This is a genomic window from Lysobacter sp. CCNWLW3 (genome assembly GCF_036697405.1).
Taxonomy (GTDB): domain Bacteria; phylum Pseudomonadota; class Gammaproteobacteria; order Xanthomonadales; family Xanthomonadaceae; genus Lysobacter.
In genome coordinates this window covers 358,542-371,585 of record NZ_JBAHWA010000002.1, presented here as the reverse complement: position 1 = coordinate 371,585, position 13,044 = coordinate 358,542, and the positions used below count along the sequence as shown (strand labels likewise).

Genomic DNA, 13,044 nt, shown 5'->3' with positions numbered 1-13,044 from the left:
TCACTCTCACGGCGTCTTGGCCGGGGGTTGCTGGGCTTGCTGTTGCCGCAATTGGGCGCGACGCGCCTCGATCCTTTTGCGGATGGCTTCCATCTGCGCCTGCTCGGTCATCGGTTCGCTGCCGGCAGGGCTTATGACGGTATTGCTGTTGGTAACGGGTGCGATCTGTCCGGGCGGATTGGTCGACTGCGGTGTCGGCACGGCGGTGGCGCTGCGCGCGACCGGCTGCGGTTGCGGCGGCGGAGGCGGTGCGCGCGTACCGGGCGCGTTCGGATTCGGCGGCTGCGGCGGCGGCACGGCGACCGCGGTCGGCGGCTGCCCGCCCTGGCCGTCGTACACGCGCAAGTCCATCTCGCGCCGGCCCTCGGGGCCCTCGAATACCGCCTTGCGCGGATCCAGCGCGCTCAGGCGCCAGGCCGGATGCGATTCGGGCACTTCGCCCAGCTTGACCCGCACCGACTCGCTGCCGTCGGCCGGCTGCAGGATCGCCATCTTCAGGTCCGGCGTGATCAGCACGCTGGTCAGCACGTAGTCGAAGGTGTTGGCCTGCGCGGTCTCGTCGCCCTTGCCCTGGACGAAGAACGCGCGCGGGCGGCGATCGTCCATCAGCAGGGGACGCGCCGCGATCTCGTTGTATTGGCTCAGCGGACCGATGCGCGGCTTGGCCGGCGCGCGCGACTGCGGCAAGGCCTGGACCAGGCTGCCGTCGTCGTCCAGCAACCGGGTCTGACGCCCCATGCCGGCCAGGGCCAGCAGCCAGGCCAGCACGGCCCAGCCGGCCACCGTGGCGAGCAACCAGGTACGGGGACTGGCGGCGTCAAGGCGCATCGGCGGCCCCCGGCATGGTGGCGGTCTTGGGCGCAGGCGTCGCGGCGGCGGGGCCCGGGCGCAGATAGCCGTAGAGATCGAAGCTCACGTCGACGCCGCCGTCGGACGAAGGCCGGCCGGTGCCGGGCACGAAATAGCCGCGCGCCGAAAGCAGGTTGAGGTTGCCCACGAACAGGCGCGGCGAACCGGTCTCCAGCGAATGCAGCACGGCCGCGGTCTCGCCGGTGCCGCAACGCAGGCGCACCTGCACGACCACGCGCGCGTAGCGGTCGCGGCGGCTGTTGTCGGCCAGCGGCGAGCGGTTGTCGATGCGGCAGCTGCGGTTGCCCGGGCTGGCCTGGGCGACCACGTTCTCCAGGCGCTGCACCAGCGCCGCGCTGGCCAGTTCGGCCGACGCCTCGGGCAGGAAGCCCGGCAGCCCGGCCTGTTGCTGGCGCACCTGCTGCAGGCGCTGCTGCACCTGCGGCGCCTGCTGCAACTGCATGCGTTGGCGCAGCTCGCGCTCCTTCAGGCCGTCGAGGCGTTCGTTGGCTTCCAGCATCGGCACCGTCCACCACGGGTGCACCAGCACCGCATAGGCCAAGGCGAGCGCGGCCAGCAGCAGGCCCAGCGCCACCCAACGGTCGCGTTCGATGCCCCAGACCTTGAGTTCATTGGCCACGGGCGGCCTCCGCTCGCGGCGGACCGATCTCGGCGGTCAGGGTGAAGCGGTCGCGGCCGCTGGTCGGATCCGGCTGGACCGCGCCGGTCAGCGCCGGCGAGCGCCACAGCTGCGTGCCCTGCAGGCGCGCGATCAGCGACGAGGCTTCGCGGCTGAGGCCGATCAGCAACAGGCTGTTGTCTTCGATCGCGAGTTTTTCCAGGTAGGTGCTGTCGGGCAGGCGCTTGCTGAGTTCGTCGATCAGTTCGATCGTGCTCGGGCGCTCGGCGCGGGTGCGGTCGAGGAAGGCCTGGCCTTCGATCAGCGCGATCAGCTCCTGGCGCTGCGCCGCGGCATTGCGCGCGGCGACGGCGTGGCTGGCGATGGTCCGCTCCAGCTCGTCGCCGGCGCTGCGGCGGTTGGCCAGCAGCTGCCACATGGTGGCGGCGATGGCGACCAGCGCGACCGCGGCCAGGGCCAGGTTCCAGAATCGGAACGGATCGCTGTGCCTGCGGCGCTGCGCGGGCGGCAGCAGGTTGACGGCCAGCGGCACGCCGTCGGCGCCGGCGACGTCGACGCCGGCCAGGCTGTCGGCGAGCGGACCGATCGCGGCCAGTTGCGGGTTGAGGGCCTGGCGCGGCACCGCGACCAGTTCGGCATCGAGCTGGCCGTCGGCGTCGCGGCGCGCGAGCACGCGCGCGTCGAACGCGACCGCGTCGGCGGTGAACGGAGTTTGCCGGTCGATCTCGAAACCGACCACGTCGCGCAGGCGTTCGGCCGCGGCGGCGGGCAAGGCGAGACGGCGGCGCAGGCTGCTCGCGGCCGGCAGCAGCAGCCAGCGCGGCAGATCGGCCAGGCCGGACGGCAGCAGCGGCGCCAGCGGGTCGCCGATATGGGCGACCACCGCGTTCGGCCCGGCCAGCGCGGCCAGCTCGGCGGCGGCGGGATCGGCATAGGCCGCAAGGCCGGGCAGCACGCCCAGTTCGCGCAGTTCGGCGCCGCGCTGCAAACGCAGCGACAAGGCATCGCCCTGCACTTGCAGCAGCAGACGGCCGCGGTCCATGCCCAGGGCCTGGCGCGCGCGCAGCGGCAGCCAGGCGGCGAGGTTGCGTCCCCACCACGACAGGAAACCGCCCGCGCCGGGCATCAAACGGCTGCCCAGGCGTCGCAACGGATTGTCCGTCTGCCAGCTTCCCGGCCGGCTTTCGACTTGCGAGTTCATCGTGGCGAAGCTCCCTCCTCCCAGCGCAACGGTGTATAGGCCATGCCAGGCACGGCACCGCCTCCGGCGCGCACGACTACCCGCAACACCGACTCGCGGCCATCGGAGAGCCGCGCGCGGCTGTCGATACTATAGGTGCCACTGCCTTCGCCGACGAGACCGGGCAACTGCCCGGGAACGCCGCCGCCCGGCATCGCTGTGCCATCCGGGTTGCGGCGGCCACGCTGGGCGACCACATCGGCACCGTTCAGGCCCATCGCATCCAGCACCGGTGCCGCAGCAAACGCGGGATCCGGCTGGGCGCGGCCGCTGTAGACGGTCAGGTAGGGCTCGAGCTTGGCATACAGCGCGGGCGTGAAGCCCAGGATCTGCTCGACTTCGGCCACACTTTCGAACTCCGCGTCCTTGGCGCCATAGGGCAGCCCCGCGGAGGCGTAGTCCGGGTCCTCGGCGCCGCCGGCGATCTGGGTCAGCGGGTCGGGGTCGCGCCAATCGGCGATCGCCGAGGCCAGCCGCGCCGCGTCGGCCTGCTGCTCGACGCCGCCGGCGCCCTGGATCAGCGCGGTCAGCAGCGCCGGATCGGCCTGATTGAGGTCGACCTTGCCGTTCTCGTCGATCAATTTCACTTCGACCTCGGCGCCGGCATAGGACCAGCGATACGCCGTGCCGTCCGGCCGCCACTGCAGGCGCGGATCGGTCTGGCCGACCCGGGTCAGCGCAAATTCCATGCCGGCACGCGCCGCGTTTTGCGCAACCAGGCCACGCATCAGCACGCGGCCCTGCAGGTTCTCGACCCGTGCCGACAGCGCGAACGCGCCGACCAGCGCGGTCAGCATGGCGATCAGCCACAGCACCAGCAGCAGCGCGGCGCCGCGGTCCTTGCGCTGCGCGATCGGGCCGCACGCGCTCATATCGTCCCCGGCACTACGCCGCGCGCCATGCTGGCGGCGAGCGGCAGCGACACCACCAGGGGCGGCCAGTCGCGGCCGTCGAGGTCGGTCAGGGTGACTTCGACCATCAGCGGCAGTTGCTCCACCGCCTGCCAGCGTTCCTGCCAGTCGCCGAGCTTGCCGGTCTCGTCCAGCGCGCGATAGCGGAAGCGCGCCGACTTCAGGCCCTCGACCAGCAGCTCGGGCGGACGCTGCTGTTCTTCCTCGATGGTCTGGCCGGCCAGCACCATCGACAGCGACAGCACGATGCGCGCCTGGTCGCCGTCGGATTCGATCGCGAAATCGTGCAGATAAGGACCGCCGCGACCGAGGTAGTCGGGCAGATCGGCGACGAAACGCAGACGGTCGGGTTCGCCGATGAAGCGCTGCGGCAAGGCGCTGGATTGATCGAAACCGAACGCGACCGGGCGGGTCGCGATCAGGCGCTTGCGCAGGAAACCTTCGACCGCGCGCTGACGCTCGCTGCGCTGGGCGATGGCTTCGCCGCGCGTCGCGGTCTGGGTGGCCGCCGACAGGGTCGCGAAGGCCAGCGCCACGCCCGCGGCCAACAGCACGGTCGCCAGCAGGATCTCGATCAGGGTGAAACCGGCGGCGGACCGGCGCGGCGCGCGCGTCATGGCAGCACCGCCTCGGTGCCCGGCAGCGCGCTGCGCAGGCTGCGCAACTGGAAGCGCTGCGCCGGACCGCCGTCGCCCCACTCCACCGCCAGGGTGATTTCGAACAACTGCGGGCCGTTCACGTCGACCGGCTGCTGGGTCGCGGCCACGGCGCGATCGCGCCACTGCGCTACGCCCAGGGTCCAACGGTAGCGGCCTTCCTCGAAATCGCCGCTCTGCTGGCCCGGCGTCAGCGGCTCGGCCACGCCGATCTGGTCCAGCAGCGACTGCGCGTGCAGGGCCGCGCGCCCGGCGTCGCCGGACCAGCGCACCTGCCGCGCCGCGCCCGACAGCGTGCCCAGCAACAGCGTCATCGCCAGCGCCAGCAGCGCGAAGGCGATGATGACTTCGATCAGGGTGTAGCCGCGCGCCGCGCGCCGCGCGCGCCAGCCGCCACGGCGCGGCATCGCCGCGCTCATCGCCGCGCCTCGACGCGCTTGAGCTTCACTTCGCCGGTCAACCAGGCCACGTCGATGTTCCAGCCCGCGCGCTTGGCGCTGAGCTGGATGCGGCCGCCGGTGGAGGCGCCGTCGTTGAAGAACACGATCGCGCCCTCGCCTTCGCTGGGCTGCACCTGGCGCGCGCCGATGAAGGACAGTTTCAGCGACTTCGGAATCTCGCCCGCGCGGCCGTTCGCGCCGCTCCAGGTGTGCGCGGTGGGGTCGACGGTGAAGGTCTGCTTCTGGCCGGTGGCGATCGCCTGGGTGCGGGTGTAGCGCAACTGGGCGGCCAGCTCCTTGGCGTTGCTGCGCAGTTGCATGCCGGCGATGCCGCCGGTGAACGCGAACGCGGCCAGCAAGCCGATCGCGGCGATCAGCGCGATCACCAGCAGCATTTCCAGCAGGGTGAAACCGCGCGCGGCGCGGCGCGGCGCCACGACCGCCCGCGCCGCGGCATAGCCCCGGTGGCCCCTCACGGGTGCGCAAGGGCGATGCCGCGACAGCCTCATGCGCGGCTTACTCGTACTTGACGTCGCCGTCGACGCTGGTGCCGCCGGGCTTGCCGTCCTTGCCCAGAATCACCACGTCGAAGTCGCGGCCTTCGCCGGGCGAACGGTATTCGACCGGATGGCCCCAGGGGTCCTTGAGGTCGACGTCCTTCACATAGGGGCCGAGCCAGCCGCTGGCGTCGGACGGCGCCTTGACCAGTTCGTCCAGCGAGGACGGCAGGCGGCCGGTGTCCATCTGGAAGGACTCGACCTTGCCGGCCAGGGTCTGGACCTGGGTCTTGGCGAGCTTGAACTTGGCGTTGTCGTTGGCGCCGAACACCTTGGCTCCGACCACCGTCATCACCGCGCCGATCAGCACGATCACGATGATGATTTCGATCAGGCTCATGCCGCGCTGCAGGGCGGCGGACGGGCGACGCAGGGAACGGGGATTTCGCATTTCGTTCATCCGTAGGTGGTTGGGTACACAGAAGAGGCGGTCCCGCTGCCCCCGGGCTCCGATTCGACCGCCGCACGCCGGAACGGTTCCGGGGCGGCGCGGTCCAGCTCGATTCTGTGCCGCGATCCCGACGCCGGAACAGCCGCGCGGGAAGCGGTACAGCTTGCGTTCAAAACGGCGGAATCGCGCCGATCCGGACCGCCAGGCGCGAGCCTGAACGGGGAACTCCGTCGCAATTCCGCCGCCCCGCGTTCAGCCGATCGCATTGGTCAGATCGTACAGCGGGGTCAGCACGGCCAGCACCACGGTGCCGACCACGCCGGCCAGGACCACGGTGATCACCGGCACCATCGCCGCCAGCATGCGGTCCAGGGCCAGGCTGGTTTCGTGCTCGAAGGTCTCGGCGGTCTTGACCAGCATGGTGTCCAGCGCGCCCGACTCCTCGCCGACCTGGATCATCTGCAGGGCCAGGCGCGGGAAGCGCTTGCCCTTGCCCAGGGCGGTCGACAGGGCGACGCCGTTCTTGACCTCTTCGGCCGCGGCTTCGACGTCGGCGGCGAGCACCCGGTTGTCCATCACGTTGCGGCCGATGCCCAGCGCCGTCATCAGCGGCACGCCGTTGCGCACCAGGGTGCCCAGGGTGCGCGCCAGGCGCGCGGTCTCGATCTTGGCGACCAGGGCGCCGGCGAATTTGCGCTTGAGCAGCCAGCCGTCCAGCGCCTCGCGGAACACCGGATCGCGGCGCTTGCGGTCGAACCACCACACCGCCACCGCCGGCGCGGCCACCAGCAGGAACCACCAATCGCGCACGAACAGACCGACGCTGAGCACGATCTTGGTGAAGAACGGCAGCGGCGCGTCCAGGCTTTCGTACATCACCGCGAACTGCGGCACCACATAGCCGAGCAGGAACAACAGGCTGGCGCCGACCATCACCACCAGGATCGCCGGATAGATCAGGGCATTGATCACCCGCCCCTGCAGGGCGCGGCTGCGCTCCAGGTAGTCGGCCAGGCGCGCCAGGGTCTCGTGCATGCTGCCGCCGGCCTCGCCCGCGCGCACCATGTTGATGTACAGGCGCGAGAAGGTGCCGTGCTGGCGCTCCAGCGCCGTCGACAGCGAGGCGCCGCCGCGCACCGCATCGCGCACGTCGGTGACGGTGCGCTTGGCCGCTTCGTCCTCGGGCAATTCCAGCAGGATGGTCAGCGCGCGATCCAGCGGCTGGCCGGCGCCCAGCAGGGTCGCCAGTTGCTGGGTGAACTGGACCAGGCGCGCGCCCGCGAACGGCTTGGGCTTGAACAGCCCCTTCCACACCGATGCGCCGCTGGACTCGCTGGCGAGCTTGGCCTCGACCGGCAGATGGCCCTGCTCCTGCAGGCGCTGCACGACCTCGGCATTGGTCGCCGCCTCCATCTGGCCGTCGAGCATTTCGCCGCGGGCGTTGAGCGCTTTGTAGTGGTACAGGGGCATCGGCGGCGGCGGCTCAGTCGCAGGCCATGCGGCCGGCCGGCACCACGCGCGGGTTGCCCAGCGCGAAGGCGCGGATCGGCCGCGACCACATCTCGAAACTGGAAATGCCCGGCGTCACCGCGCATGAACTGGTGTATTCGAAACGCTCGCCGTCGGAGGAGATGTAGAGGTCGAACTTGAGCGCGACCGCCAGGTCGTGACGGATGGTCAGCATGGTCTCGCCGCCGTCGGCGCTGCCGCTGGCGGTGACGTTGGCCTGGGCGGCGTCGCTCACCGCCGTGCCGCTGGCCTTGCCGTCGGCGACCTCGACTTTCAGGGTCAGCGGCGGCTGGCCCTTGCCGACCGCGAAGCCGGCCGGCAGCGCGTCCTTGCCCAGCGATTTGGCCGCCGGCTTGCCCGCCGCCTGCGCGGCGCCGCCCAGCGTCAGCGCGGCCGCCAGCAGGCACAGGCCCGATATCCTTACCGTTGCGTTGTTCATGCGCCTTCCCCTGTGGTGGTGGCGCGCGGCCCCGACGCGGTCACGCGTCCTCGGTCACGCGCAGTACTTCTTCGATCGTGGTCTGTCCGGCCAGGGCCTTCTCGATGCCGTCCTCGTACATGGTGCGCATGCCGGCCTCGCGCGCGATCTGCTCGATCTCGCCCATGCCGGCGTGGCGCATCACCGCGCGCCGCAGTTCGTCGTTCATGACCAGGAACTCCATGATCGTGGTGCGGCCGTGGTAACCGGTCGGCGCCAGCGCGGAGCCGCGCGGCCGGTACAGGTAGACCTCGCCGTGCGGCTGGTAGCGGCGCAGGTTGAACTTCTCGATCTCCTCCGGCGAGGCCGGGTATTTCTCGGCGTGGGTCGGCTCCAGGCGGCGCACCAGGCGCTGGGCCAGGATGCCGTTGATGGTCGAGGTCAGCAGATAGTCCTCGACGCCCATGTCGAGCAGGCGGGTGATGCCGCCGGCGGCGTTGTTGGTGTGCAGCGTGCTCAAGACCAAGTGGCCGGTGAGCGCGGACTGGATCGCGATGCGCGCGGTCTCCAGGTCGCGCATTTCGCCGATCATGATGATGTCCGGGTCCTGGCGCACGATCGAACGCAGCGCATGGGCGAAATCCAGGCCGATCTGCGGCTTGGCCTGGATCTGGTTGATGCCCTCGATCTGGTATTCGACCGGGTCTTCGACCGTGATGATCTTGACGTCGCTGGTGTTGAGCTTGCTCAGCGCCGTGTACAGCGTGGTGGTCTTGCCCGAACCGGTCGGGCCGGTCACCAGCAGGATCCCGTGCGGCTGGTCCAGCACCTTCTGGAATTGCGGCAGGAAGTTGTCGGTGAAGCCCAGCTTGTGGAAGTCGAACACCACGGTTTCGCGGTCCAGCAGTCGCATCACCACCGACTCGCCGTGCGCGGTCGGCACCGTGCTCACGCGCAGGTCGAGCTCCTTGCCCTGCACGCGCAGCATGATGCGGCCGTCCTGCGGCAGGCGGCGCTCGGCGATGTTGAGCTTGGCCATGATCTTGATGCGGCTGATCACCGCCGCGGTCAGGTTGGCCGGCGGGCTCTCGCCCTCGGCCAGCACGCCGTCGACGCGGTAACGCACCTTCAGGCGGTTCTCGAAGGGCTCGATGTGGATGTCGGATGCGCGCAGTTCGACCGCGCGCTGGATCACCAGGTTCACCAGCCGGATCACCGGCGCCTCGGAGGCGAGGTCGCGCAGGTGCTCGACGTCGTCCAGGTCGCCGCTGCCCTCGCCCTCGGCGGTCTCGACGATCGCGCCCATCGCGCTGCGGCCCTGGCCGTGCCAGCGCTCGATCAGGTCGCCGATCTCCGAGCGCAGCGCCACGTAGGGGCGGATGTCGCGCTGGGTGGCCAGGCGCAGCGCGTCCAGGGTGTAGACGTCCTGCGGGTCGGCCATCAGCACCTCGACCGCCTGCTCGGTCTCGCGGACCGGGCAAACCGCGAACTGCTTCATGAATTTGGGCGTCAGGGCGACACCTTCCGGAGGTAATTCCGGTGCGTCCTTGACGCTGACCAGGGGCAGCCCCAGCACCGCGGCCACGGTTTCGGCGTGGTCGCGCTCGGAGACCAGACCCAGCCGGGCCAGCAGCGCCAACAGGCTGCCGCCGGTTTCCTCCTGCAAACGGCGCGCCCGCGCCAGGTCCGGCTCCTTGAGCCGGCCCTTGGCCAGCAGGGCCTCGACGATGGCCGCGTCGACCGCGGCCTGCGGGCCTCCGGCCCCGGCCTCGGCGGCGGACGGCCCGGGTTCCGGAGCCCCGGGCGACCCCATATTGGTGGCTACTGCGTTCACGTCACCCTCCTGCGCGTGAACCCGGACTTTAGCAGTTTCGGTTGGCATTCCAACGCAGTAGCAAAGCGGGGTCGCGTGCCGATGCCGGACCCCGCTCGGCATATCCAGCGAAAACGTTGCGCACTACGGGACGTCGACTTTTGAACGCGCGGAATAGTAGTCGTAGCCGAACTCGGCCCACCGGATGGCGTGGGGGATCTGCCGGAAATTACGGGAACCGTCTCCGAACACGCCCTGGCCCGTGTTCCACGTTCTTATCGCCGCATTCATTTGAGCTTTCGAGTAGCCGCCAGCGTTCCAAGCCATGCCTTGCATCATGTAATTGATACTGGCGCCCAAATGACGGCCTCCATACCCCCCAGGCATCCCGGAAACACTGAACATGTGCGGCGCCCATACATTGTTCATGAATATGCTGTCGCCCACTGGACCACTGATCAAATGCATGAACCTCGGCGTCGACATCTCGCCATACGAACCGTATTTCTCCTGAAACTTCGCCACTTCGATCATGGTCCAGCTGGCAAGCACGCCTAGCTGGCCGGCATCCAGCGGTGCATCCTGATTGGGATTTTTCGTTATGGCTTCCGTGATCTGCTTGGCGACCGACTCCGCCGCCGCCTTCCTATTCTCACTACTAATGACCGCCTCTGCCCCCGAGTTAAGCGCCGAGACCAGCGTGGGATGCGCGCTCATGGATGTCCAGTCGGTGCGCTCCTCCGCGTCACGGCCATCCGGATCAAAGAACGAATACGGATTGTTATGCACATAAGCGTAACGGTTGAATTGCTCGGGGCCGTTCTCATATGCCGTTACCGGATCGACGCTTAGGAACCGCCCCACGTTCTGATCGTAGTAGCGCTGCTGCATGTAAGTCAGCCCGGTCGCGCCGTCCATCACATGACCCGTATAGCCCACGCCGTTGTAGTTCGGCTTGTTGATCGCGCCGCCATACGGCTCCCATTGGGTGCGATCGACCACAGTACCGGCTGGGTCGGTCACCGCGATCGGGCTGCCCAGCGCGTCGGTGTGCTGGTACTTCAGCTGGCCGACGCCCGTCGCGCGGCTCCATTCCACCGTCGCCAGCAAGCTGCCAGCCAGATAGATATGCGGCACGTTGAGTTCGGGATGGCTATCGTTCTGAGCTTCGCCGTCATGGTGCTCCTCGCGGTACAACACCTGTCCGTCGAGGCCGTAGAACGACAGGGTGGAAGTAGTGTCCGGGCGGCCGGTGACCGAGACGCGGCGTCCATGGGCGTCGTAGCGGTAGGTCTCCTTGCCGACGACCTTGCGTAGGCGATTGCCGAAGTCGAAGTCGTACTCCTGCCCGTTCTTGTTCTTCAAATTGCCTTGATCGTCGTAGCCCAGACCCAGTGTGGTGGCGCCCGCATCATTGCGGAAGTTGGTCACGCGGTTCTTGTCGTCGTACCAGTAGTAGTCCGTGGCCGTGGTCGCACCGTTGAAGTTGCTCTTGTACCGGATGTTGTCCAGGGCGTCGTAGCCAAAGCCGCGAACCGTCAACCAATGCAGATGGGCCTGCACCAGGCGATCGCGGTTGTCATAGAGCATGTCGCGATTGCCGCTGTACACCCCATTCACCGCATTGACGTCGCGAATCGCCGTGGTGTTGCCGTTGCCGTCGTAGGCGTAGCTCTGATCGAACACGCCGGTATCGGTCACGCGCGCAGGCAACAGCCGCTCGTTCTGGGCCATCGAGTGGACGACGCCGTTGCCGTAGACGAAGCGTTTGATCGCGCCATTAGGGTAGTAGCTGATGCTGCCGGCCAGCGTGCCCCAGTTGGACCCCACCGACGTGGCCTGACCCAGCGCGTTGTTGACGTAGGTGATCGGCTGACCGTCCGGAATGACCACGCGATTGCGGTTGCCGTAGCTGTCGTAGCCATAGCTGGCTGACCAGCTGTACCAGCCCGGCTGCGTCATCGTTTCGGACGTGGGCAAACGGCGCTTATTGTAGGCATAGCTGTTAACCACCGCGCCCTGGCCGGCGCCGTCGTTCCGGGTGGTCACCTCGCGCGCCAGACCGTCCGGCGTATAGGCCAAGACCTGGTCGCCGCGACCATCGGGGAAGGCCAGCGTGGCAAGGCGGTTACGGCTATCGTAGCTTCGCGCCACCTTGCGGCCGGACTGTTCGGCCTCGGCCAGATTGCAGTTGTTCGGGTCCGGCAGATTCAAGCCGGCCGCCGACCAGGCCAGATTACCGGCCTCGTCGTAGGTCATGACCGTGGCACCGGTCTCCGGCTCGATAATCTTGCACAGCTGCTGGTACTGGTCGTAGACGTATTGGCGCGTCAATCCAGTGGGGCCAGAGGCCGGCGGCGAAACGGTCACGTTGGCGGCGACCGAACGCGCAGACAAGCCACGATTGTCGTAGGCGATCGCGTGCACTGTGTGCGGACCGACGCTCGCGCCCGACCACGTATATTCGTAGGGCGCAGCGTTGTCGGTATTGACCAGCTGGTTGTCGGCGTAGAACTCCACCCGGTTGACTCCGTCCACGTCGGACGCGGTCGCTCGCAGCAGGAAGCTGGCTGGAATACCCGCCTGGGTACCGCTGGCAGGGCTGGTCAGGGCGATGCTGGGCGGGCCGTTTCCGATGATCCACATGGCCGCCGAGTCGGTGTGGTAGCCACGGGTGTCGAACGCGCGCGCGACTAAGCTGTGACCGCCCTCGATGCCGGTCCAATGCAGCTCATAAGGCGCGCTGATGTCTTCGCCCATCTTGACGCCGTCGATCAAGAACTCGACGCGCTGCACGCCATCGTCCGGATCAGAAGCATAGGCCGTGAACGCGATCGGAGTGCCGGTCTGGTAGACGTAGTTGTTGCCCGGACCGGTCAGATTGACCGCGGGGGAGCTGTTGTTGGTCGGTACCGCAGCTACGTCCACGGTAGCCAAGGTCAGATCGCCGCTCTTCAGGTGGAAGCGCAGCCCCCGGCTGTCTATGCCCCCGTTAGCCGAGCCATTCTGCCCGCTGGCCCAACGGGTCATGATGCTGCCGTCCGGCAGCGAGTACCAGACCTCGGCATTAGCCGCGTTCGAGCTCCAGTTGATCGTGGTGTAGCAGGCGTTGCCGCCCCAGGGAATGGTGCAGGTCTGCGGCGACGCCGTGATCGACCCGCCGAGCACGTTGAAGGCGCGCCCGGCGTTGACCGGGTCGATCCAGCGGCGGTCGCACATCTCGAACGAAGCGTCGATGAAATACCGTCCCGGCGGCAAGTTATTGAGCACCTGACCGTTGGTGACGGAGGTATCCAATCCCGGGCCCGTGACGAAGATGTTGATCGGGCCGCAGCCCGACGTCGCGTTCAACAGCACCTTGACGTTGGCCGGCGCGGCGAAGTTCATCTCCGGCGCGGCCGGGTAGCTGAAGCTCAGCGTGGGCCCAGCGCCGGCGGCAGCCAGGCCTGGTATCAGGGCCACCAGCAGGCACAGCAGCAGTTCCATCGGACTACGGGCGGGCGTCTTCGCCAGCGCCTGCTCCGTCACATCGCGAATCTTATCCATAACCGACCTGTAGGCCGTCCGGCCCTTTGTCCTATGCGTCCACGACGCGCCATCGCGTATCGCGGTCCCCTGAT

The 13,044-nt window shown here is 68.5% G+C and carries 12 protein-coding genes; all 12 read right to left on the bottom strand.

Translation table 11 applies throughout. The features are described from left to right. Positions 1-6: 6 nt before the first annotated feature. The gene (locus V1318_RS06940) at positions 7-828 is read right to left on the bottom strand and encodes a hypothetical protein (protein WP_332938873.1); all 822 of its coding nucleotides are present in this window, start codon (positions 826-828) and stop codon (positions 7-9) included. Further along, complete coding sequence (gene gspM, locus V1318_RS06935) at positions 818-1,489, bottom strand: type II secretion system protein GspM (RefSeq protein WP_332938872.1); 672 nt, start codon at positions 1,487-1,489, stop codon at positions 818-820. The genes V1318_RS06940 and gspM overlap by 11 nt, the downstream gene beginning before the upstream one ends. Next, positions 1,479-2,615 carry a PilN domain-containing protein gene (locus V1318_RS06930; RefSeq protein ID WP_332939012.1) on the bottom strand — a complete coding sequence of 379 codons (1,137 nt, stop codon included), beginning with the start codon at positions 2,613-2,615 and terminating at the stop codon, positions 1,479-1,481. Before V1318_RS06930 ends, gspM begins: the two co-directional genes overlap by 11 nt. Before the next feature lie 71 nt (positions 2,616-2,686). Next, complete coding sequence (locus V1318_RS06925) at positions 2,687-3,601, bottom strand: type II secretion system minor pseudopilin GspK (protein ID WP_332938870.1); 915 nt, start codon at positions 3,599-3,601, stop codon at positions 2,687-2,689. Continuing rightward, entirely contained in the window at positions 3,598-4,257 is a 660-nt protein-coding gene (locus V1318_RS06920) for a prepilin-type N-terminal cleavage/methylation domain-containing protein (RefSeq protein WP_332938869.1), read from the bottom strand. The genes V1318_RS06925 and V1318_RS06920 overlap by 4 nt, the downstream gene beginning before the upstream one ends. Next, a complete protein-coding gene (locus V1318_RS06915; RefSeq protein WP_332938868.1) occupies positions 4,254-4,715 on the bottom strand; it encodes a prepilin-type N-terminal cleavage/methylation domain-containing protein in 462 nt (153 codons plus the stop codon). The genes V1318_RS06920 and V1318_RS06915 overlap by 4 nt, the downstream gene beginning before the upstream one ends. Next, positions 4,712-5,212 carry a GspH/FimT family pseudopilin gene (locus tag V1318_RS06910; protein WP_332938867.1) on the bottom strand — a complete coding sequence of 167 codons (501 nt, stop codon included), beginning with the start codon at positions 5,210-5,212 and terminating at the stop codon, positions 4,712-4,714. Before V1318_RS06910 ends, V1318_RS06915 begins: the two co-directional genes overlap by 4 nt. Positions 5,213-5,252: 40 nt before the next feature. Then, complete coding sequence (gspG, locus tag V1318_RS06905; RefSeq protein WP_332938866.1) at positions 5,253-5,684, bottom strand: type II secretion system major pseudopilin GspG; 432 nt, start codon at positions 5,682-5,684, stop codon at positions 5,253-5,255. A gap of 252 nt (positions 5,685-5,936) precedes the next feature. Then, entirely contained in the window at positions 5,937-7,154 is a 1,218-nt protein-coding gene (locus V1318_RS06900; protein WP_332938865.1) for a type II secretion system F family protein, read from the bottom strand. 13 nt (positions 7,155-7,167) lie between these two features. Continuing rightward, entirely contained in the window at positions 7,168-7,632 is a 465-nt protein-coding gene (locus V1318_RS06895; RefSeq protein WP_332938863.1) for a hypothetical protein, read from the bottom strand. A 40-nt stretch (positions 7,633-7,672) separates the two neighbouring features. After that, positions 7,673-9,424 carry a type II secretion system ATPase GspE gene (gspE, locus tag V1318_RS06890; protein WP_332939011.1) on the bottom strand — a complete coding sequence of 584 codons (1,752 nt, stop codon included), beginning with the start codon at positions 9,422-9,424 and terminating at the stop codon, positions 7,673-7,675. Positions 9,425-9,568: 144 nt separating this feature from the next. Continuing rightward, positions 9,569-12,970, bottom strand: coding sequence for an Ig-like domain-containing protein (locus V1318_RS06885; RefSeq protein WP_332938861.1), 3,402 nt, complete (start codon positions 12,968-12,970; stop codon positions 9,569-9,571). Positions 12,971-13,044: the final 74 nt, after the last annotated feature.

Bases quoted from the DNA above. Each gene is read 5' to 3' on its own strand.
- V1318_RS06940 (WP_332938873.1), bottom strand. From the start codon at position 828: ATGCGCCTTGACGCCGCCAGTCCCCGTACCTGGTTGCTCGCCACGGTG.
- gspG (WP_332938866.1), bottom strand. From the start codon at position 5,684: ATGCGAAATCCCCGTTCCCTGCGTCGCCCGTCCGCCGCCCTGCAGCGC.
- V1318_RS06920 (WP_332938869.1), bottom strand. From the start codon at position 4,257: ATGACGCGCGCGCCGCGCCGGTCCGCCGCCGGTTTCACCCTGATCGAG.
- V1318_RS06895 (WP_332938863.1), bottom strand. From the start codon at position 7,632: ATGAACAACGCAACGGTAAGGATATCGGGCCTGTGCCTGCTGGCGGCC.
- V1318_RS06925 (WP_332938870.1), bottom strand. From the start codon at position 3,601: ATGAGCGCGTGCGGCCCGATCGCGCAGCGCAAGGACCGCGGCGCCGCG.
- V1318_RS06930 (WP_332939012.1), bottom strand. From the start codon at position 2,615: ATGCCCGGCGCGGGCGGTTTCCTGTCGTGGTGGGGACGCAACCTCGCC.
- V1318_RS06915 (WP_332938868.1), bottom strand. From the start codon at position 4,715: ATGAGCGCGGCGATGCCGCGCCGTGGCGGCTGGCGCGCGCGGCGCGCG.
- V1318_RS06885 (WP_332938861.1), bottom strand. From the start codon at position 12,970: ATGGATAAGATTCGCGATGTGACGGAGCAGGCGCTGGCGAAGACGCCC.
- gspE (WP_332939011.1), bottom strand. From the start codon at position 9,424: ATGGGGTCGCCCGGGGCTCCGGAACCCGGGCCGTCCGCCGCCGAGGCC.
- V1318_RS06900 (WP_332938865.1), bottom strand. From the start codon at position 7,154: ATGCCCCTGTACCACTACAAAGCGCTCAACGCCCGCGGCGAAATGCTC.